The sequence below is a fragment of the Variovorax sp. N23 genome, from assembly GCF_025486315.1.
Lineage (GTDB): Bacteria > Pseudomonadota > Gammaproteobacteria > Burkholderiales > Burkholderiaceae_C > Variovorax.
The window spans coordinates 111,596-131,072 of sequence record NZ_JAOOPY010000016.1 but is presented as its reverse complement, the minus strand read 5'-3'; the positions used below and the strand labels follow the sequence as shown (position 1 = coordinate 131,072).

The 19,477-nt window shown below is 70.4% G+C and carries 17 protein-coding genes; 8 read left to right on the top strand and 9 right to left on the bottom strand.

Translation table 11 applies throughout. The features are described 5' to 3' along the window. Positions 1-4: 4 nt before the first annotated feature. A complete protein-coding gene (locus N8A90_RS21175; RefSeq protein WP_410087722.1) occupies positions 5-769 on the bottom strand; it encodes a c-type cytochrome in 765 nt (254 codons plus the stop codon). A 181-nt stretch (positions 770-950) separates the two neighbouring features. Here N8A90_RS21175 and N8A90_RS21170 point away from each other — a divergent pair, with 181 nt between their 5' ends. After that, the gene (locus N8A90_RS21170; RefSeq protein WP_262077088.1) at positions 951-2,375 is read left to right on the top strand and encodes a PLP-dependent aminotransferase family protein; all 1,425 of its coding nucleotides are present in this window, start codon (positions 951-953) and stop codon (positions 2,373-2,375) included. 23 nt (positions 2,376-2,398) lie between these two features. Next, positions 2,399-3,055 (top strand): DUF1345 domain-containing protein, encoded by a 657-nt coding sequence (locus N8A90_RS21165; protein WP_262077087.1) that lies wholly within the window; start codon positions 2,399-2,401, stop codon positions 3,053-3,055. A gap of 4 nt (positions 3,056-3,059) precedes the next feature. Here the strand turns inward: N8A90_RS21165 and N8A90_RS21160 are convergent, their stop codons facing one another. From N8A90_RS21160 to N8A90_RS21150, 3 genes are read right to left on the bottom strand one after another with little or no spacing between them, the layout of a single operon-like run. Beyond that, positions 3,060-4,010 (bottom strand): DMT family transporter, encoded by a 951-nt coding sequence (locus tag N8A90_RS21160; protein ID WP_410087721.1) that lies wholly within the window; start codon positions 4,008-4,010, stop codon positions 3,060-3,062. Further along, positions 4,007-4,504 (bottom strand): methylated-DNA--[protein]-cysteine S-methyltransferase, encoded by a 498-nt coding sequence (locus N8A90_RS21155; protein ID WP_262077086.1) that lies wholly within the window; start codon positions 4,502-4,504, stop codon positions 4,007-4,009. The genes N8A90_RS21160 and N8A90_RS21155 overlap by 4 nt, the downstream gene beginning before the upstream one ends. Continuing rightward, a complete protein-coding gene (locus tag N8A90_RS21150; protein ID WP_262077085.1) occupies positions 4,501-6,057 on the bottom strand; it encodes an AlkA N-terminal domain-containing protein in 1,557 nt (518 codons plus the stop codon). The genes N8A90_RS21155 and N8A90_RS21150 overlap by 4 nt, the downstream gene beginning before the upstream one ends. A gap of 111 nt (positions 6,058-6,168) precedes the next feature. On the opposite strand from N8A90_RS21150, the gene N8A90_RS21145 reads away from it, so the two are divergent. Next, on the top strand, positions 6,169-7,551 hold the full coding sequence (locus N8A90_RS21145) for a phosphomannomutase/phosphoglucomutase (RefSeq protein ID WP_262077083.1): 1,383 nt from the start codon (positions 6,169-6,171) through the stop codon (positions 7,549-7,551). Positions 7,552-7,562: 11 nt separating this feature from the next. Next, on the top strand, positions 7,563-8,954 hold the full coding sequence (locus N8A90_RS21140; protein ID WP_262077082.1) for a 3-deoxy-D-manno-octulosonic acid transferase: 1,392 nt from the start codon (positions 7,563-7,565) through the stop codon (positions 8,952-8,954). On the opposite strand, the gene N8A90_RS21135 is transcribed toward N8A90_RS21140, so the two are convergent. The 4 genes from N8A90_RS21135 to N8A90_RS21120 are packed head-to-tail and all read right to left on the bottom strand — an operon-like array spanning position 8,955 to position 12,081. Further along, positions 8,955-10,325 (bottom strand): TolC family outer membrane protein, encoded by a 1,371-nt coding sequence (locus tag N8A90_RS21135; RefSeq protein ID WP_262077081.1) that lies wholly within the window; start codon positions 10,323-10,325, stop codon positions 8,955-8,957. Between the two features lie 20 nt (positions 10,326-10,345). Continuing rightward, positions 10,346-10,684 (bottom strand): rhodanese-like domain-containing protein, encoded by a 339-nt coding sequence (locus N8A90_RS21130; RefSeq protein ID WP_262077080.1) that lies wholly within the window; start codon positions 10,682-10,684, stop codon positions 10,346-10,348. Then, complete coding sequence (locus N8A90_RS21125; protein ID WP_262077079.1) at positions 10,684-11,361, bottom strand: protein-L-isoaspartate O-methyltransferase family protein; 678 nt, start codon at positions 11,359-11,361, stop codon at positions 10,684-10,686. Before N8A90_RS21125 ends, N8A90_RS21130 begins: the two co-directional genes overlap by 1 nt. Positions 11,362-11,403: 42 nt before the next feature. Continuing rightward, on the bottom strand, positions 11,404-12,081 hold the full coding sequence (locus tag N8A90_RS21120; RefSeq protein WP_262077078.1) for a TetR/AcrR family transcriptional regulator: 678 nt from the start codon (positions 12,079-12,081) through the stop codon (positions 11,404-11,406). A gap of 92 nt (positions 12,082-12,173) precedes the next feature. Between N8A90_RS21120 and msrA the strand changes: the two genes are divergently transcribed. The 4 genes from msrA (at position 12,174) to N8A90_RS21100 (ending at position 16,306) form a co-directional block, all read left to right on the top strand. Further along, positions 12,174-12,734 (top strand): peptide-methionine (S)-S-oxide reductase MsrA, encoded by a 561-nt coding sequence (gene msrA, locus N8A90_RS21115; RefSeq protein ID WP_262077077.1) that lies wholly within the window; start codon positions 12,174-12,176, stop codon positions 12,732-12,734. A 10-nt stretch (positions 12,735-12,744) separates the two neighbouring features. Continuing rightward, positions 12,745-13,140, top strand: a complete 396-nt coding sequence (locus N8A90_RS21110; protein ID WP_262077075.1) for a hypothetical protein — start codon at positions 12,745-12,747, stop codon at positions 13,138-13,140. A gap of 79 nt (positions 13,141-13,219) precedes the next feature. Next, entirely contained in the window at positions 13,220-15,313 is a 2,094-nt protein-coding gene (locus N8A90_RS21105; protein WP_262077073.1) for a TonB-dependent receptor, read from the top strand. Positions 15,314-15,358: 45 nt separating this feature from the next. Then, entirely contained in the window at positions 15,359-16,306 is a 948-nt protein-coding gene (locus N8A90_RS21100) for an AEC family transporter (protein ID WP_262077071.1), read from the top strand. Here N8A90_RS21100 and N8A90_RS21095 read toward each other — a convergent pair. Continuing rightward, positions 16,303-19,443, bottom strand: coding sequence for an EAL domain-containing protein (locus tag N8A90_RS21095; protein WP_262077069.1), 3,141 nt, complete (start codon positions 19,441-19,443; stop codon positions 16,303-16,305). The genes N8A90_RS21100 and N8A90_RS21095 overlap by 4 nt on opposite strands. Between the last annotated feature and the right edge of the window lie 34 nt (positions 19,444-19,477).

Genomic DNA, 19,477 nt, shown 5'->3' with positions numbered 1-19,477 from the left:
ATGCTCACCTCGCGGCCGCCGGCATCGCGCTGCAGGGCATCGGCAGCGGGCCGGGCAGCGCGGCGGCGGGCTTGGCGCGGTCGGGCACGGGCTGCACGGCCAGCCAGCTCGCGATGGCATTGACGTCGTCGGTCGAGAGCTTGCGGCCCACGGCCGCCATGCAGTCGGGCGCCAGCGCGTGGCGGTCGTCGGTCAGCCAGGCGCCGAGCTGCGACGAGAGGTAGAGACGTGGCAGCCCGACCAGCGGGGGGATGCCCGGGAGCACGCCGGTGAGCGCCGCGCCATGGCATTGCGTGCAGGCCGGGATGCCGCGTGCCGCGTCGCCCTGCAGCGCCAGCGCCTTGCCGCGCGCCAGCGCCTGGGCGGATGCGTCGCTGGCGGGCGGCACCAGCGGGTAGGGCAGGTCGAGCGACGCGAAGTACCCGGCCATCTCGCGCAGGTAGTCGTCCGACAGGTGCTGCACCAGATGGACCATGTCGGCGTTGAAGCGCCGGCCGTCGCGGAAACTCAGGAGCTGGTTGTAGAGGTAGCCGGCCGGCTTGCCCGCCAGGCGCGGGAAGAAGGCGGCATTGCCGCTCGCGCCCTCGCGGCCGTGGCACGCGATGCAGGCGGCCACGCGCTGCGCGATGCCGCCCGGCGCGTCGGCCGGTGCCGTCCCGGCCGCGCCGGCCGATGAAGCCAGTGCGCAGAATGCCAGTGTCCACAAGCCGCGCAGCAGACGGGGGGCGGTGAACGCCGAGGGCAAGAAGAGGCAGCGCAGAGGGCTCAAGGCAGTCGGGGGTGGAGGGCGTTCTGCCGCCGTTCGAGCGCGGCGGTCGGGTGGCCATTGTCCGCTTCACCGCGGTACCCGGTACAGCATCAGTTGTGCGGCATTCGACCCGAGCAGTTGGGCCTGCACGGAGACAATGCGGCGGGCGGGCCCCGCAGGGGCCGCGGAAAGAGCAAGACCGATGAAGCGCTACGAGGCCCTGGCGGCCGATGTCGAGGAGTCCATCCGCACCGGCGTGCTGCGCCCCGGCGACCGTGTGCCGTCGGTGCGCCACACCAGCGCCAGCCGTGGCGTCAGCGCGTCGACGGTCTTCCAGGCCTACTACCTGCTCGAAGCCCGTGGCCTCATCCGCGCACGCGAGCGCTCGGGCTATTACGTGGCCGGGCTCGGCGAGGACGCCGCCCGTCTGCCGCCCGAGCCCGACCTGAGCTCGCAGCCGGCCGATGCGTCGATCGCCGTCGACGTGAGCGACCGCGTGTTCGAGATCCTCGACGCCAGCAAGACGCGCGAGGTGGTGCCGCTCGGTTCGGCCTTTCCCAGCCCGCTGCTGTTTCCGTGGGCGCGGCTCGGCCAGTCGCTGGCCGCGAGCGCGAAGTCGCTCGACCCCTGGAGCACGGTCGCCGACCTGACGCCCGGCAACGCGGACCTGCGCCGCCAGATCGCGCAGCGCTATCTGGCCGATGGCCTGCAGGTGCACACCGACGAAATCGTCATCACCGACGGCGCGCTGGAAGCGCTCAACCTCTGCCTCGGCGCGGTGACGCGGCCGGGCGATTCGGTCATCGTCGAGTCACCGACGTTCTATGGGGCGCTGCAGGCCCTGGAGCGCCTGGGCCTGCAGGCGATCGAGGTGCCGACGCATCCGCGCGAGGGCGTCGACCTGGCGGCACTGGCGCATGCGATCGAGCGGCATGCACCCGCCGCGTGCTGGCTCATGACCACCTTCCAGAACCCGCTCGGCAGCCTGATGCCGACGCCCAAGAAGAAGGCGCTGGTCGCCCTGTTGGCACAGCACGGCATTCCGCTGATCGAGGACGACGTCTATGCCGAGCTGTACTTCGGCGACAAGCGGCCGTTGCCGGCCAAGGCCTTCGACACACAGGGGCTCGTGATGCACTGTTCGTCGTTCTCGAAGTGCCTGGCGCCGGGCTACCGCATCGGCTGGGCGGCGCCGGGCCGTTATGCCAAGGCCGTGGCGCGATCGAAGCTGACCAGCACGCTCGGCGCCTCCGCCCCGGTGCAGGCGGGCCTGGCGCACTACCTCGAGCGCGGTGGCTTCGACAAGCACCTGCGCCGGCTGCGGCTCACGCTGGCGAATCAACAGGCGCCGATGGTGCAGGCGGTGGCGCGGCATTTCCCGGCGGGCACGCGCGCCACGCGGCCGGTGGGCGGCTATTTCCTCTGGGTCGAACTGCCCGAGCACGTCGATGCGCTGGCCCTGCACCGCGCGGCGCTCGCGCACGGCATCAGCGTGGCGCCCGGCCCGATCTTCTCGGCCAGCCAGGCCTTCGCGAACTGCGTGCGCCTGAACTACGGCCACGCCTGGGACGATCGCACCGAAGCGGCTGTCGCCACGCTCGGGCGCCTGGCCGGCGGCGCGGGCTGAGGCACCGGCACTACAGTCGGCCCATGCACAAATACCTGACGGAAGCCGCCGGCCTTCAGCGACTCGGCTACGGCGCCATCGCCGGCGTGGCCTTCTGGCTCGTGCCGTGGCCGCTGAGCGGCATCGCACGCGGCCTGGCGGCGTGGAGCTTCGGCACGGCCGTGTACCTGGCGCTGGCGTGGTGGCTCGCACAGACCTTCGACGCCCAGCGCACCCGGGCGCGTTCGCAGTCGCTCGACCAGCCGAACGTGCTGATCCTCGTCGTGATGCTCACGGCCGTCGGCGCCTGCGTCGCGGCGATCACGATGCTGCTTCAGCAGGTCAAGGACATGGTGGGCGCCGAGCGCGTCGGCCATATCGCGCTCGCGCTGGCGGCGCTCGGCGCCTCATGGCTGCTGATCCACACGATCTATGCCTTCCACTACGCGCACCGCTACTACCAGACCGAGATGCAGAAGACGGTGGCCGGGCCAGGCCTCGACTTCCCCGGCGCGCTCGACCCGGACTACTTCGACTTCCTCTATTTCTCCTTCGTGATCGGCATGACCTCGCAGGTGTCCGACGTGCAGGTCACCTCGCGCGACATGCGGCGCATCACGCTCGTGCACGGCGTGCTGGCTTTCGCCTTCAACATGCTCGTGCTGGCGCTGTCGATCAACGTGGTGGCCAGCGCGATCTGAATCGTCAGGGCTTGGCCGCACCGAGTTTCACGAGGCCGGTCGACAGCGCCACGCCGCAGACGATGACCGCCGCACAGCCGAGCATCCAGGCGGTCACGTGTTCGCCGAGGAACACGGCACCGTAGAACACCGCGAAGACGGGCACCAGGAAGGTCACGGTCAGCGCACGCGCCGGGCCGGCGCGCTCGATCAGCCGGAAGAACAGGATGTACGCCAGGCCGGTGCACGCCACGCCGAGGGCGAGCAGCGCCAGCCATGCGTGCAGGCTCGGCATCTGCGCCGGCCAGAACCACAGCGCGGGCAGCGCGAGGAACAGCGTCGCCCCCAGCTGGCTGCCCGCGGCGGTGGCCAGCGGCGGCACGCCGCCGAGATGGCGTCGCGTCGCGCTCGCGGCCACGCCGTAGCAGAGGCACGCTGCCAGGCAGGCGAGCACCGCCCACAGGGCCGCGTGGTCGCCGGTGGCGCCGGCATGCAGGCCGGCACTGCGGCTGGCCAGCATCGCGACGCCCGCAAAGCCGATCACCAGGCCCAGCAGGCGCGAGCCGCTGGGCCGTTCGCGAAACCAGGCCCAGGCGATCAACGCGCCGAACATCGGCACGGTCGCGTTGATCACTGCGGCCAGCCCGCTGTTGATGGTGAGCAGCGCGAAGCAGAAGAAGGCGAAGGGCAGGCCCGAGTTCAGCACGCCGATGAGCAGCGTCGGCTTCCAGTGCCGGCCCAGCGCCGCGCCGTGGCCGCGCAGCAGCATCAGCGGCAGCAGGAAGACGGCGGCGATGCCCACGCGCAGGGCGGCCGCGGGCAGCGCGCCGAACTCCGGCGCGGCGATCCGCATGAAGAGGAAGGACGCCCCCCACAGCGCGCCGAGCAGGACGAGGTCCAGCAGCCAGGGCTTCGGCGTGGCCGTGGCGGCATTGGCGGCATTTGCAGCGCGTGCTATGTGGTTCACGCTGCTCACAGGGCGCCTTCCAGCGTGAGCAGCGCGGTCTTGCGGTCGAGCCCGCCCGCATAGCCGGTGAGCGAGCCGTCGGCGCCGAGCACGCGGTGGCACGGCACGATCACGCTGATCGGGTTGCGCCCGACCGCGGCGCCCACGGCGCGCACCGCCGCGGGCTTGCCCACGCGCTGGCTCAGCACGCCGTAGCTGGTGGTCGCGCCGGCGGGGATCGCCAGCAGCGCCTGCCACACGGCCTGCTGGAAGGCAGTGCCGTGCGACAGGTCGAGCGGCAGCTCGAAGTGGTCGCGCGTGCCGGCGAAGTAGTCGCGCAGTTGCGCCGCGGCGGCCAGCAGCACGGGGTGCGTGTCGTCGGTCTGCCAGCCGCGCATGTCGGGCAGGTGGCGTTGCCGGTCGAACCACAGGCCGGCGAGGCCGTCGTCGGTCGCCGCGAGCGTGACGCCGCCCAGCGGGCTGTCGACGTGCAGTGTGCGAAGCACGGAGGTCTTGAATTTCATGGGGTGTTCCTTGTCTCTGGCATCTCGGTGTCGGTGGTCGGTGCCGCCACGGGCGGCGTGTGCCACGCCCGCAGCACGGCATAGCTGCGCCAGGGACGCCATGCCTGCGAGGCCTCGGCGGCGGCGCGGGCCGAACCCACGCCGAGTGCCTTCTGCAGCGCGATGTCGCCCGACGGGAAGGCGTCGGGCCAGCGCATGGCGCGCATCGCGATGTACTGCGCGGTCCAGTCGCCGATGCCCGGCAGTGCCTGCAGTGCGGCCAGTGTGGCCGGCACGTCGGCGCCGGCGTGCAGCGCCAGCCGGCCCGAAGCGACTTCGTGGGCCAGTGCCTGCAACGCGGCCTGCCGCTGCCGCACGATGCCGAGTCGGCCGAGGGCGTCGCCACTCGCCGCGGCGATGACGGCCGGCGTGGGGAACAGGCGATCGAGGCCCGCGACGGGTGTGTCGATCGCCTCGCCGAAGGCGGCCACCAGCCTCGAGCCCATCGTGCGCGCCGCCGCCACGGTGATCTGCTGCCCCAGCACCGCGCGCACCGCCAGCTCGAAGCCGTCGACCGTGCCCGGCACGCGCAGCCCGTCGCCGTGGGGGAAGGTGTCGTGCAGCAGCGCGTTGATCGCCATCGGCTCGGCGTCGAGGTCGAGCATCGCGCGCACCCGGCTGATGACGACCGGCAGCACGGGGGCGAGCGAATCGCTCACCGACAGGTGCAGCCGCTCGCGTTCCAGATCGAAGCGCATCTGCAGCCAGCCCGCGTGCGTGCGGCCGGTGTGTTGCACGCGGAGCGTGCGCGCGAAGCACTGCCCTTTGGCATCGAAAACCTCGACGCCCTGCAGTGCGCGGCGTGTGAAGAAGGCCAGCACCGCGTCCACGTCGTAGGGCGGCCGGAAGCCCAGCCGCACCGCGATCGCCTGCCCGCCGCCTTCTTCGTCGCCACCGCCGGCACGCCGCAGCGCACTCGGGTTGAGCCCGTAGTGCGTGACGAAGGCCGCGTTGAAGCGCCGCACGCTCGCGAAGCCGCTGGCCAGCGCGACCTGCGCCATCGGCAGCGTGGTGTCGGCGATGAGCTGCTTGGCTGCGAGCAGCCGCCGCGTCTGCAGGTACTGCAGTGGCGAGACGCCGAACTGGGCCTCGAAGATGCGGCGCAGGTGGCGGTCACTCACACCCAGCCGCGCGGCGATCTGCGCGGCACCGGGGCCGTCGTCGTTCCAGGCGTCGGGCTCGTCGATGAGGCGGGCCGCTTGCAGCGCGAGGATGCGCGAGGCGTCCTCGGTCGACCAGCTCGCCGCGCGCGGTGCCAGTTCGGGCCGGCAGCGCAGGCAGGGCCGAAAGCCTGCTGCCTCGGCCTGCGCGGCATGGCGGAAGAAGCGGCAGTTCTCGCGTCGCGGCAGCTTCACGCGGCAGACCGGCCGGCAGTAGATGCCGGTGGAGGTCACGGCGGTGAAGAAGCGGCCGTCGAAGCGGGCGTCGTGCGTCTTCATCGCGAGGTAGCAGGCATCGCCCTCCAGCCCTGCGCCGGCGAGGCCGTTGTCGAGGGGGAGATCGGATGAATCCATGCGATCGATCATACGTTTCGGGCGGCTCGGCATTAGCCATTTCCGGACATCTGGCCGGTGAAGGCCACGCCTACAATGGGCTTCGTTTTTGAGAACTTTCAGGGCACAGCCATGCAACTCAGCGCATCGATCTTCAAGGCCTACGACATCCGGGGCATCGTGCCCACCACGCTCGACACGGCCGTGGCCGAAGGGCTCGGCAAGGCCTTCGGCAGCGCCGCACGCGCAGCGGGCGAGAAGTCCGTGGCGGTGGGTCGCGACGGGCGCCTGTCGGGCCCCTCGCTGGTCGACGCGCTGATCCGCGGCTTGGTGGCCACGGGCATCGAGGTCATCGACGTCGGTGCCGTCACCACGCCCATGCTGTACTTCGCGGCCAACACGCTCGCCACCAGCGGCATCCAGGTCACGGGCAGCCACAACCCGAAGGACTACAACGGCTTCAAGATGGTGCTGGCCGGTCGTGCGATCTACGGCGACGAGATCCAGGGCCTGCGCCGGGTGATGGAAGCCGACAGCGCCACGCTCGCCCCCGGCGGCAGCGTGCGCAAGGTCGACGTGACCGAGGCCTACACGCAGCGCATCGTCGGCGACATCAAGCTGGCCCGTCCGATGAAGATCGTGGTCGACTCGGGCAACGGCATCGCCGGTGCCACCGCCCCCGCCATCCTGCGCGCCATCGGCTGCGAGGTGACCGAACTCTTCAGCGAAGTCGACGGCAACTTCCCCAACCACCATCCCGACCCGAGCAAGCCCGAGAACCTGAAGGACCTGATCGCTGCGCTGGCGGCCGGCGACGCCGAACTGGGCCTGGCCTTCGACGGCGACGGCGACCGCCTGGGCATCGTGACCAAGGAAGGCAACAACATCTACCCCGACCGCCAGATGATGCTGTTCGCGCAGGACGTGCTCTCGCGCGTGCCGGGCGGCACCATCGTCTACGACGTGAAGTGCTCGCAGCGCCTGGGCCCGGCCATCGAAGCCGCCGGCGGCGTGCCGCTGATCTACAAGACCGGCCATTCGCTCATCAAGGCAAAGATGAAGGAGATCGACTCGCCGCTGGGTGGCGAGATGAGCGGCCACATCTTCTTCAAGGAGCGCTGGTTCGGTTTCGACGACGGCACCTACGCCGGCTGCCGCCTGCTCGAGATCCTGAGCAAGAGCCCCAACGCCAGCGCCGTGCTCGACGGCCTGCCCACCAGCTTCTCGACGCCCGAGCTGAACGTGAAGTGCGCCGAAGGCGAGCCGCACACGCTGGTCGACCAGCTCATCAAGACGGCGGCGTTCGACGCCCCCGCGAAGATCTCCACCATCGACGGCGTGCGCGTGGACTGGCCCGACGGCTTCGGCCTGATCCGCGCGTCGAACACCACGCCGGTGCTCGTGATGCGCTTCGAAGGACAGACCGAGGCTGCGCTGCATCGCATCCAGGACGCCATGCTGGCCCTGCTCAAGACCGTCAAGCCCGACGCGCAGCTCGCCGAAGCGGCGCACTGACCCGGCCCGGCGTGCGTTCGTTGTCGTTGCGCCTCTACGGCGCGTTCACGTCCCTGGTCCAGCCGCTGGTGCGGCGCAAGCTCAAGCGGCGCGCCGAGGCTGAGCCCGGCTATGCGGTCGCCGTCGAGGAGCGCTTCGGCCGCTACTACGACAATGCAGCCGTCGGCGCCGGCTGGTGCTGGGTGCATGCGGTGTCGCTGGGCGAATCGCGCGCGGCCGGCATCCTGATCGCCGAGCTGCGGCGCCAGCACCCCGGCATCCCGATCCTGCTGACCCATGGCACGGCCACCGGCCGGGAAGAGGGCGCCCGGCTGCTCGAGCCGGGCGACCTGCAGGTCTGGCAGCCCTGGGACACCCCCTCGGCCGTGGCCCGCTTCCTCGACCGTTTCGCGCCGCGCATCGGCGTGCTGATGGAAACCGAGGTCTGGCCCGAGATGGTCGCCGCCTGCCGCGAGCGCCGCATCCCGCTGGTGCTGGCCAATGCGCGGCTCAACGAGAAGTCGCTGGCCTCGGCCGAGCGGCTCGGCTGGCTGGCGCGGCCGGCGTACTCGGGGCTGACCGCCGTCTGGGCGCAGACCGAGGCCGATGCGCACCGGCTGGTGTCGCTCGGCGCCAAGGTCGCCGGCGTCTACGGCAACCTCAAGTTCGACGCCACGCCCGACGCGCGGCAGCTCGCGGCGGCCGCCAAGTTCAAGGGCCAGCTGCCGCGCCCGCTAGTCGTGCTGGCGAGTTCGCGCGAGGGCGAGGAGCAGATGCTGCTCGACGTGCTCAAGCGCTTCGGCGCCACCAGCCCGTTGCCGCCGGAGCAGCCCGGCGTCGATTCGATTGCGCGCCAGGTCGCGGCGGTGCAGTGGATGATCGTGCCGCGCCATCCGCAGCGCTTCGACGAAGTGGCCGCGCTGATCGAATCCAACGGCTTCGGCGTGGCGCGCCGTAGCGCGGCCGGCGCGCCGACCGCGGCCGAGATCTGGCTGGGCGATTCGCTCGGCGAGATGGCGCTGTACTACGGGCTGGCCGATGCGGCACTGCTCGGCGGCAGCTTCGAGGCGCTGGGTGGTCAGAACCTGATCGAGGCCGCGGCCTGCGGCTGCCCGGTGGTCCTCGGCCCTTCGACCTTCAACTTCGCCGAGGCCGCGGACCTGGCGGTTGCATCCGGTGCCGCGTTGCGTGTGCAGACGATGGAGCAGGCGGTGCGTGCCGCGCTGTCGCTGGTCGGCGATGCGGTGCGGCGCGAGGCGATGGTGCAGTCGGCCCACGGTTTCGCGGCGTCGAACCGCGGCGCCGCCGAACGCACGGCGGCGGCGGTGCTGGCCATCGCCGAAGGCGCGTCGCCGATGCCCGTGCGTGCAGCGGCATCGTCCGCCATCCCGCCCGAAGAACGGGCCGAGCCCACCCTCGACTGATCAGCGTGGCGGGGTGAGTGTGGGCGCGGGCGCGGTGCCCAGCGTGGCATTGACCGGCTGCAGGTCGGTCGGCACCAGCGTGCCGTTGGCCTGGCGCAGCTTCAGGTGGCCCAGCAGCACGTTGTAGCGCGCCAGCGCGAGGTCGCGCTTGGTCTGGAACAACTGGCTCTGCGCGTTCAGCACGTCGATGTTGATGCGCACGCCGACCTGGTAGCCCAGCTGGTTGGCCTCGAGCGCGCTCTGGCTCGACGCCTCAGCGGCTTCCAGCGCCTTCACCTGGCCGGCACCGGAGATCAGGCCGAGGTAGGCCGCGCGCGTGGCCTGGGTCACGCTGCGGCGTGTCGATTCGAGCGTGGCGCGCGACTGCTCTTCGAGCGACAGCGTTTCGCGGATGCGGTTCTCGGTGGCGAAGCCGGCAAAGAGCGGCATGTTGAACACCACGCCGATGCTCGGGCCGCGGGCGTAGGTGCCCACGGTCGTGGTGGCGGTGCCCTGCGGATAGCGCGTCAGGTTGTAGCCCACCTGCGCATCGATCGTCGGCTTGTGGCCGGCTTCGGCCTTCTGCACTTCGAGCCCCGCCACGTCGAGGCCGAGCCGGGCCTGGCGGATCGCCGGGTGCACGGCCTCGGCCTGTGCCACCCACGCGTTCATGTCGGTGGGCGACGGTGCGGGCAGGGTGGCGGCGGTGGCCAGCGGCAGCGGCGCGCTGCCGGTGCGGCCCACCAGCTGGTCGAGGGCGAGGCGTTTGACCTGCAGGTCGTTCTCGGCGGCGATCTCCTGCGCCACCACCAGGTCGTAGCGCGCCTGCGCCTCGCGCGAATCGGTGATGGTCGAGGTGCCGACCTCGAAGTTGCGCTTGGCGAAGGCGAGCTGTTCGGCCACGGCGGCCTTCTGCGCGCGCACCAGCGTCAGCGTGTCCTGCGCGGCGAGCACGTCGAAGTAGCCCTGGCTCACGCGCACGATCAGGTCCTGCTCGGCGGTCGTGAGCACGGTCTCGGCGATCTCGGCCTGCCGCTTGCCCTGCTCGTAGGCGGCCCAGGCGGCCGGCCGGTACAGCGGCTGCGTGGCGTTCACGCCTACCGTCTGCGTGGTGTAGTCGCGCGGCCCCGACGAGGGCGGCGCACCCGAGATCACGTCGATGTCGAGGTTGGTGCGCGACACGTTCCCCTGCAGCCCCACCTGCGGCAGCACGCCCGCCTTGGCCTGCGCCGCCCGCGTCAGGCTCGCGTCGTACTGGGCGCGTGCGCCCTGGTAGGTGGCGTCGTAGTCGCGCGCCGCTTCGTAGAGAGTGAGCAGGCTCTGGGCGTGGACGCTCGTCACGCATGCGGCTGCCATCACGGCTGCAAGAGGAAGAAGCCGGGGCAGGGGCATGCGGTCCTTGGGGGAGAGGGTCAGTAGCGCGGTACGCCGGCGTCGCGGCTGGCCGACCAGGCGTCGATGCCGCCGGCCACGTTCGCCACATCGCCGAAGCCGTTCTGGCTCAGGAAGGCCGCCACGCGCTGGCTGCGTGCGCCGTGATGGCACAGGCAGGCGACGCGCGCTGCGGGATCGAGTTCGGCCAGGCGGGCGGGAATCTCGTTCATCGGAATCGCGACCAGCGCGAAGCCCTGCGGCGCGACGCTGGCCGTCTGCAGCTCCCAGGGCTCGCGCACGTCGAGCAGCACGGGCGCGGCGGCGCTGTCCTGGGCGAACCAGGCGTCCAGATCGGTGGGGCGGACCTGGTCGACCATCAGAAGCGGAACGGCGAGGGCTCGGGGAAGTTCAGCAGGCGGGGCGCGATGGTGTCCCAGGGCTGCGTGGTTTCCCACTTGCCTTCGCTCACGCGCGTCACGAAATGGGCACGCATCATCGGCTCGTCGCCGACGATGGCGACCAGCCGGCCGCCGATGTTCAGCGAGCCCAGCAGGTTCTGCGGCACGCGCGCGACCGAGCCGCTCAGCACGATGACGTCGAAGGTCGGGCCGCTGGGCAGCGGCTGGGCGCCGTCGGCGTGGCGCACCTCGACGTTGGTCACGCCGTTGCGGCGCAGCGTCTCGGTGGCGCGTGCGGCGAGCGTGGCGTCGATCTCCAGCGTCAGCACCTTCGCCGCGCGGTGGGCGAGCAGCGCGGCCATGAAGCCCGAACCGGTGCCGATCTCCAGCACGCATTCATGCTTCTGCACGTGCAGGTCGTTCAGGATGCGCGCCTCGACCTTCGGGGCCAGCATCACCTGGCCCGGCTCGGCGCCGTCGGCCAGCGGCAGCTCCATGTCGAAGAAGGCCAGGGCGCGGTGCGCGGCCGGGACGTAGTCCTCGCGATGGATCTCGGCGAGCAGTTCGAGGACCTGGGGGTCGTGCACGTCCCAGGGGCGGATCTGCTGCTCGATCATGTTGAAGCGCAGGCGCTCCTGCGAGGCGGGGGTGTTCATGGAATTTCTCTTTTCCTGGTGGGCTCGGGCAAACCCATGATTTTAGGTGCCGTGCGGCAAGGGCGGCGGGTTGCGGGACAGTCCGCGGATGACGATCTCGGTCTGGGTCGCGATGTACGTCTGCGGGTCGAGCGCCAGGCCTTCCTCGATCCAGCTCGCGTTGTGCCGCACGAGGAACAGAAAGATCATCGGCGCGAGCACGGCGTGGATGGCGTAGTCCACCTCCACCGCGATGAACTCGCCGCGCTCGATGCCGCGCCGCAGGATGCGCCGCATCAGCGCCTGGCCGGGCATCACGACCTCGCGCTGGTAGAAGGCGGCGAGTTCGGGGAAGTTGTTGCCTTCGCTGAGCATCAGCTTGGTCAGGCCCGAGACCGGCGTGGCACCCACGCGTTCCCACCAGACATGGGTGCAGTAGCGCAGCATGTCGGCGGTGCTGCCCTCGAAGGCCTCGAATTCCTCGTTCCATTCCGGGAAGCGGCCGGCGAGGTTCTCGGTGATCACGGCGCGCAGCAGATCCTCCTTGCTCTGGAAGTAGAGGAAGAGCGTGCCTTTCGACACCCCGGCCCGGGCGGCCACCTCTTCGGAGCGCGTCGCCGCAAAGCCCTTCTCGACGAACAGCTCGAGCGCGGCCTGGATCAGTTCGCCGGGGCGTGCCTCCTTCCGGCGTTCGCGCTTGGCGCGGACCGGACACAGCTTGTCGGTGATGAGGCGGGGCATCGGCGTTAATGACTGGCGGGTTAGTAATGTAGTGACCCGTATCCGGTGCGTCAAGCCGCGACAATAGCGGGCTTCGCGTTTTGGAACCGACCATGACAACCACCGCCGGCCCCGCATCCACCACCGATACCATCGTGCTCGGGGGCGGCTGTTTCTGGTGCACCGAGGCCGTGTTCGACCGGGTGCGCGGCATCGTCGACGTGGAATCGGGCTATTCCAACGGCGAGACGATCGCCCCGAGCTACGAGCAGGTCTGCACCGGCCGCACCGGGCACAACGAGGTCGTCAAGCTGGTCTTCGACCCGGCGCAGATCTCGCTGCGCGAGATCCTCGAGATCTTCTTCGTCGTGCACGACCCGACCTCGCTGAACCGGCAGGGCAACGACGTCGGCACGCAGTACCGCAGCGGCATCTATTACCTGGACGACCGCCAGAAGCAGGTGGCCGAGGACGTGATCCGCGAGATCGCCGACAGCGGCACCTACCGCGCGCCGGTGGTGACCGAGGTGCTGCCGCTGGCGAACTACTCGACGGCCGAGGCCTACCACCAGGACTATTTCGTGAACCACCCCAACCAGGGCTACTGCGCCTTCGTGGTGGGGCCCAAGGTCGAGAAGTTCCAGAAGACCTTCGCTGCGCGTGTGAAGGACTGAGCCGAAGCCTATGCAGTTCGCCCGCACCGCCGTGTACCGCGCGCCATTGCTGATCGCCCTGGCGGTCTCGCTGTGGCTGGCGTCCACGCTCGGGCTGATGCACCGGGTGCTGCACCTCCCTGCGCCGCTGGCCGCGGCGCATTCGCACGCGGAGTCGGCGTCGCCCGTCGCGGCGACGTCGTTCGTCGAGATGCATCGGGGTCTGCTGGGGCTGTTCGGCAGCCACCATGCCGAGGCCGACTGCCGGCTGTACGACCAGCTCGCCGGTGGCGCCGCGGCGCTGTCCGTTCCCCTCGTGGTGCTGCCCATCGCCCTGCCGATGGCGCGGTTCCACTACTTCCTGGGCGAAGCACTCGCCCGCTGGGTCTCGCTGTTCGATGCGCGTGGCCCACCGCTGACTCGCTGAATTCCTCTGGTCATTCGTCTGGCTGCGCCCTGTGAAGGGCTGCGGCCGGCCTTCCATTGCTTCAACGAGTCCGCAACCCATGATTTCCACTTTCAGCCGGCATGCCGTCGGCGCCGCCGCCTTTTCTTTCATCGCCCTGAGCGCGCATGCGCAAACCGCCACGACCGCCGATGCGGTCGTGCCGGCCCCCAGCCTCAAGGAGGTCACCGTCACCGGCAACCCGCTCGGCGCGTCCGAGTTGATCGCGCCGACCGAGACGCTGCAGGGCAACACGCTCATGCTGCGTTCGCGCTCCACGCTGGGCGAGACGCTCGACGGCGTGCCGGGCGTGAGCAGCAGCTACTTCGGCCCCAACGCGAGCCGGCCGATCATCCGCGGCCAGGACGGCGACCGCATCCGCATCCTGCAGAACGGCGGCAGCGCGCCCGACGCGTCGGCGCTGAGCTACGACCACGCGGTGCCGGTCGACGCGCTGGTCACCGATCGCATCGAGGTGCTGCGCGGCCCCTCGGCGCTGCAGTACGGCGGCAGCGCGGTGGGCGGCGTGGTCAACGTGATCGACAACCGCATCCCGACCGAGCCGATCAACGGCTTCGGCGGGCGCGCCGACCTCGGCTATGCGACCGGCAGCCAGGAGCGCAGCGGCGGCGTGGTGCTCGAAGGCGGCAACGACCGCTACGCGCTGCACGTCGATGCCTTCGACCGCAAGTCGGACGACGTGCGCGTGCCGATCGATCTCGAATGCGCCAAGCCCGGTTCGCCCGGGCTGGCACGCCGCATCTGCAATTCGCAGAACAGCGCCCATGGCGGCGCGGTCGGCGGCACGCTGTTCTTCGACCGCGGCTGGATCGGCGCATCGGCCAGCAGCTACCGCAGCGACTACGGCACGGTGGCCGAGGACGAGGTGACGATCGGCATGAAGTCCGACCGCTACGCGCTGGAAGGCGAGTGGCGGCCGGGCGGCTTCTTCAGCAGCGTCCACGCCAAGTTCGGCCACACCGACTACGGCCACACCGAGTTCGAGGGCGGCAGTCCTGGCACCACCTTCGCCAACATGAGCAACGACCTGCGCATCGAGGCGCGCCACCAGAAGATCGGCGGCGTCGAGGGCATGATCGGCTTCACCAGCGAGACCGGCCGCTTCTCGGCCGACGGCGAGGAGGCCTTCGCGCCGCACAGCCGCACGCGCGCCAACGCACTGTTCCTGCACGAGGAACTGGCCACGTCGTGGGGACGCCTGAGCTTCGGTGCGCGCACCGAGCAGGTGAAGGTCGAGTCGCTCGGCTATCCCGACGACCTGTCGATCACGCGCTTTGCCACGGGCGAACGCAGCTTCAATCCGCACAGTGCGGCGTTCGGCGCGCTGGTCAACCTCACGCCGCAGTGGCAGCTCACGTCGAACCTCGCGTACACCGAGCGGGCACCGAAGGACTACGAGCTGTTCGCCAACGGCCCGCACGTCGCGACCGCGGCCTGGGAGGTGGGCGACGCGTCGCTCGAGAAGGAGCGCTCGATCGGCTTCGACCTGGGCGCGCAGTGGAAGAACGGCCCGAACAATGCACGCGTGAATGCCTACGTCACGCGCTTTCGCAACTACATCGGCCTGAACGCCAGCGGCGTCCAGCGTGATGGCGAAGGCGAGGTCGTGACCGACCCGGCCGCTGCGGGCACGCTGGCCGAGTATGTCTACGGTGGCGTGCGCGCCCGCTTCACCGGCATCGAGGCCAGCGGCAACCTGCGGCTGCTGGGCAACGAGGGCTTCGCCGCGATGGCGCGCAGCGGCACGCTCGACCTGCAGTGGCGCGGCGACCTGGTGCGCGCCACCAACACCGACACCGGCGAACCGCTGCCGCGCATCTCGCCGGTGCGCGTCGGTGCGGCGCTGGCCTACGGCGACGGTCCGTGGACTGCGCGCTTCGGCTTCGACCGCTACTCGGCGCAGCACCGCGTGCCGGCCGACGGCACGCGCGAGACCGGCGGGTACACGCTGTGGAACGCGGCACTGGCCTATCGGATGAAGGTGACCGGCGCGACGCTGACCTGGTATGCGCGCCTGGACAACATCACCAACAAGCTGGCCTACAGCGCGACGTCGATCCTGACCACGACGGTCTATCCGGCGGCACCATTGCCGGGTCGCTCGCTCAAGGTGGGTCTGCGCGCAAGCTTCTAGCGCCCGACGGCGATCTCACCGCAGCGAGCCGCTATGCTCGCCGCGGTGAATTCGCCCGTCCTTTCCGCGCTGCTGCCCGTCGTTCTTCTCATCGCCGCGGGCTACTTCGCCGGGCGCCGCCGCTGGGTCGGCGCCCATGCGGTGAAGGACCTGTCCAACCTGGTCTTCCTGCTGCTGGCGCCGGCGCTGCTGTTCCGCGCGATGAGCACGGTGCATGTCGAGGACCTGAGCCTGCGGCCGGTCGCCGCCTACTTCATGGGGGCGGGCGTCATCTTCGCGGGCATGCTGGCCTTTCTGGGCCTCAGCCGCAGCGCGGCAGTGCTCGCGATCACGGCGACCTTCAGCAACACGGTGATCATCGGCGTGGCCCTGGTCGACCTGGCCTACGGGCCGGCAGGGCTGGTCGTGCTGCTGACCCTGGTGTCACTGCATTCGCTGGTGCTGATCACCGCGGCGACCCTGCTGATCGAACTCATCGTCGCGCGCGAGCATGGCGCGGCGAGTGGCACGGCGGGCCGCCCCATCGGGTGGACCGTGGCCCGCGCCGTGCGCAACTCGGTGCTGCATCCGGTGCCGCTGCCGATCATCGTGGGCCTGCTGTTCGCGCAGACCGGGTGGACCCTGCCGGCAGCCGTCGACAAACCGCTGATGCTGCTCGGCCAGGCCTTCAGCCCGGTGGCGCTGGTGCTGGTCGGCATCACGCTGGCGCTCACGCCGGTCGGCACGCATCTGCGTGGCGCGCTGGCGCTGGCCGTGGTGAAGAACGTGGTGCACCCGCTGCTGGTGGCGGGCATCGGCTGGCTGCTGGGCGTGCGCGGCCTGCCGCTGACGGTGATGGTGGTCGCCGCAGCGATGCCCATCGGCGCCAATGCCTTCCTGTTCTCGCAGCGCTACCGGGTGGCCGAGGAGCTGGTGACGGCGGCGGTGGTGGTGTCGACCGTGCTCGCGCTGGTCACGCTGTCGGCCGCGATGGCGCTGGCCGCGAACTTCTAGGCCGTGGCGACCGGGGCGCGTCGGCGGATCCAGTCGGCGGTTTCGTGCGCCTGCATCGGCCGCCCGAAGAAATAGCCCTGCAGTTCGTCGCAGTGCGCCGCCTTCAGCGTCGCGGCTTCCTCGGCGCTTTCGACGCCTTCGGCCACCACGCGCAGCCCCAGCGTGTGGCCCAGGCCCACGATGGCCCGCACGATCGCCAGGTCGGTCGGGTCGTCGAGCATGTCGTGCACGAAGGACTGGTCGATCTTCAGCTTGTCGATCGGGAAGCGGTTGAGGTAGTTCAGGCTCGAGTAGCCGGTGCCGAAGTCGTCGATGGACAGCTGCACACCCAACGACTTGAGCGCATGCAACTGCACGAGCGACTGTTCGGCCACGTCCATCAGGGTCGATTCGGTGATCTCGATCTCGATGGATGACGGCGCCACCCCGTGCGCGAGCATCGCGTCGCGCAGCACGCCGGTCAGATCGCCGTCGCGCAGCTGCAGGGCCGAGACGTTGATCGATACCGGCACGGTGCCCAGTCCCTGGTCGCGCCAGGCCGCCAGCTGCGCGCAGGCCTGGGTGATGACCCAGCTGCCGATGCCGACGATCTGCCCGCTCTCTTCGGCGATCGGGACGAACTCGGCCGGCGACACCGGTCCGAGTTCGTCGTTGTGCCAGCGCAGCAGCGCCTCCACCCCGACCAGCGCGCCGGTGCGGGCCTGCACGCGCGGCTGGAAGCACAGGCTGAGTTCGTCGCGCTCGATGGCATGGCGCAGGTGCGATTCCAGCTGAAGGCGCTTCTGCGCCCGCGCATCCATGTCCGGCGTGAAGAAGTGCACCATGCTGCGACCGCCGGATTTGCTCTGGTACATCGCGACGTCGGCCTGCCGCATGAGCGAGTCGATGTCCTGCGCATCGTCGGGGCACATCGCGATGCCCACGCTGCACGACACGTGGATCTCGGCGCCGTGCAGGTGGTAGGGCTGGCGGATCGCCGGCAGCAGGCGCGCCTCGACGAGCTCGCGCACCTCGTTGGCGTCCGCCACGTCGGCCAGCACGATCACGAACTCGTCGCCGCCCAGCCGGCTGACGGTGTCGCCCGGCCGCACGGCGTCGACCATGCGCCGCGCGGCCGAACGCAGCAGCGCGTCGCCCACATGGTGGCCGAGGGAGTCGTTGATGTTCTTGAAGCGGTCGAGGTCGATGAACACCACGCCCACCCGGCGCTCGTCGCGTCGGGCCTGCTGCATGGCGCTGCCCAGCCGCTCGATGCACAGGGAGCGGTTGGGCAGTTCGGTCAGCACGTCGTGCAGCGCCAGGAAGCGGATGCGTTCCTCGCTGCGCTTGCGCTCGGTGATGTCGATGGACGCGAAGATGTAGTGCGAGACGCGCTCGGGCCCCTCGCGCACGACGCTCGCGACCAGCCATGCCGGGTAGTTGCTGCCGTTGCGGCGGCGCACCAGCACCTCGCCCTGCCAGGCCCCGCGCTGGTCGAGCAGGGGCCAGAAGTCGCCGAAGATGGCGCCTTCGCCCGCCACCAGCCGCTGCGGCTTCTCGCCTTCGAGTTCGCGCGACTCGTAGCCGGTGAGCCGGCACAGCGCGCGGTTCACCGTCAGGATCTGGCGCTGCGCATCGATGATCATGATGCCTTCGGTCGAGGCCTCGAACACCTTCGACCACAGCTCCAGCCGCTGTTCCATCAGCTTGAGCTGGCTGATCGGCGTGAAGGCGGTCAGCAGCGCGTCCTGGCCCTGGTACTTCAGTCGCCGCGCCGACAGTACCGCCCACGACGAGACACCGCCGCCGTGCCAGCACACCTCGAATTCGTCCACGCTGCCGCGGTCGGCGAGCCCCTGGAAGAAGCGCGCGCGCACCCAGGGGTCCAGCCCCGCGGCCCAGGGGTCGAGCTGGCGCCCGCCCAGCCATTCCTGCGCCGGCGGGTTCGCGCTGAGCACCTCGTGCCCGGGGATGGCTGTGACCATCAGCGGGATCGGGATGGCGGCGACCAGGTCGCGCTGTGCCTCTGCCGCGCGTGCCGAGGCCGCCAGTTCCTGCTGGGCGCGGCGCTCGCGGTCGAGCTGGGCCAGCATGTCGTTGAAGCCGAGCACCAGCCGGCCGATCTCGTCGCCGCTGTTCCAGCGGGCACGCAGGCTGTGGTCTCCGGTGCGGCGCACCGTGTCGACCACCTGCGAGAGGCCGCGCAGCGGCCGCGAAATCTGGCGGGCCACGTAGAACACCGCGCTCAGGATCAGGAGCAGCAGGAACAACGCGGTGCCCAGGTGCATCCACATGCGCTGGAAGAAACCGCGCTCGCGCGCCTCGAGCAGGGCGTTGAGTTCGACGATGGCACTGCCCCAGGCGCCGTCGAGGCTGGCGAACAAGCCCTGCTGCGCCGCCTCGAAGGGGGCGAGTTCCCCGGTGCCATTGATCATCGCGCTGCGGGCCGCCGCGCGGAAGCGGTCGATGCTTGCCAGAAGTTGTGCACGCGGCCCGTCGAGGCGCTGCTGCAATGCGCCCGGCGACGCGGCGAAGGCCTCGCCGTAGTCGCTGGCGATGGCGGCGGCCACGGCGTCGACCCGGCCTTCGAGGATGAAGTATTTGGTGCGCGATTCGGTCACGTCGAGTTCGCCCGCACCGAGGGAGTGCAGGCGCGCGCCCATTTCCGAGGTCAGCTCCAGCAGCTCGGGAAAGCGCAGCAGGATCAGCGACATCGTGTAGTAGCTGTCGAGGTCCGGGTCGAGGATCAGGTTCGACTGGTTGCCCACGCGCGTGACCAGCGCACGGCCCTTGTCGAGCGCGGCCCGGGCCGTGGCGCGGTCGGGTGCTGCGGCGAGTGCTGCCACTGCCTGGCGGAAGCGTTCGTTCGCCTGGGCGCTTTGCATGTCGGCACCGAAAGACTGCTCGGTGTCGGCCAGGGTCTGCGGCGTTGCCAGCGCGGCGTTGCGCCAGCCCGCCACCGCCATCAGCGTGGGGCGCAGCTGCGCGATGTACGCGGCGCCGGCTTGCTCCTTGCGGCCGAAATCGATCGCGATGAACTTCTCGTTGATGAGGATGCCGCTGATGAAGATGACGGCCGTCAGGTCCAGCAGGTAGATCAGGAGAAGCTTGCGGGCGACGCTCAGTCGGCCCAGCCGGCGGGAGAGGAATTGCAGCATAGGGTGTCGACCCTACCCTACGCAATCTGCATGC

Excerpts from the sequence above, each read along its gene's own strand:
- N8A90_RS21170 (WP_262077088.1), top strand. The coding sequence starts at position 951 with ATGAAGCGCTACGAGGCCCTGGCGGCCGATGTCGAGGAGTCCATCCGC.
- N8A90_RS21165 (WP_262077087.1), top strand. The coding sequence starts at position 2,399 with ATGCACAAATACCTGACGGAAGCCGCCGGCCTTCAGCGACTCGGCTAC.
- N8A90_RS21155 (WP_262077086.1), bottom strand. The coding sequence starts at position 4,504 with ATGAAATTCAAGACCTCCGTGCTTCGCACACTGCACGTCGACAGCCCG.
- N8A90_RS21150 (WP_262077085.1), bottom strand. The coding sequence starts at position 6,057 with ATGGATTCATCCGATCTCCCCCTCGACAACGGCCTCGCCGGCGCAGGG.
- N8A90_RS21145 (WP_262077083.1), top strand. The coding sequence starts at position 6,169 with ATGCAACTCAGCGCATCGATCTTCAAGGCCTACGACATCCGGGGCATC.
- N8A90_RS21135 (WP_262077081.1), bottom strand. The coding sequence starts at position 10,325 with ATGCCCCTGCCCCGGCTTCTTCCTCTTGCAGCCGTGATGGCAGCCGCA.
- N8A90_RS21130 (WP_262077080.1), bottom strand. The coding sequence starts at position 10,684 with ATGGTCGACCAGGTCCGCCCCACCGATCTGGACGCCTGGTTCGCCCAG.
- N8A90_RS21125 (WP_262077079.1), bottom strand. The coding sequence starts at position 11,361 with ATGAACACCCCCGCCTCGCAGGAGCGCCTGCGCTTCAACATGATCGAG.
- N8A90_RS21120 (WP_262077078.1), bottom strand. The coding sequence starts at position 12,081 with ATGCCCCGCCTCATCACCGACAAGCTGTGTCCGGTCCGCGCCAAGCGC.
- msrA (WP_262077077.1), top strand. The coding sequence starts at position 12,174 with ATGACAACCACCGCCGGCCCCGCATCCACCACCGATACCATCGTGCTC.
- N8A90_RS21110 (WP_262077075.1), top strand. The coding sequence starts at position 12,745 with ATGCAGTTCGCCCGCACCGCCGTGTACCGCGCGCCATTGCTGATCGCC.
- N8A90_RS21105 (WP_262077073.1), top strand. The coding sequence starts at position 13,220 with ATGATTTCCACTTTCAGCCGGCATGCCGTCGGCGCCGCCGCCTTTTCT.
- N8A90_RS21095 (WP_262077069.1), bottom strand. The coding sequence starts at position 19,443 with ATGCTGCAATTCCTCTCCCGCCGGCTGGGCCGACTGAGCGTCGCCCGC.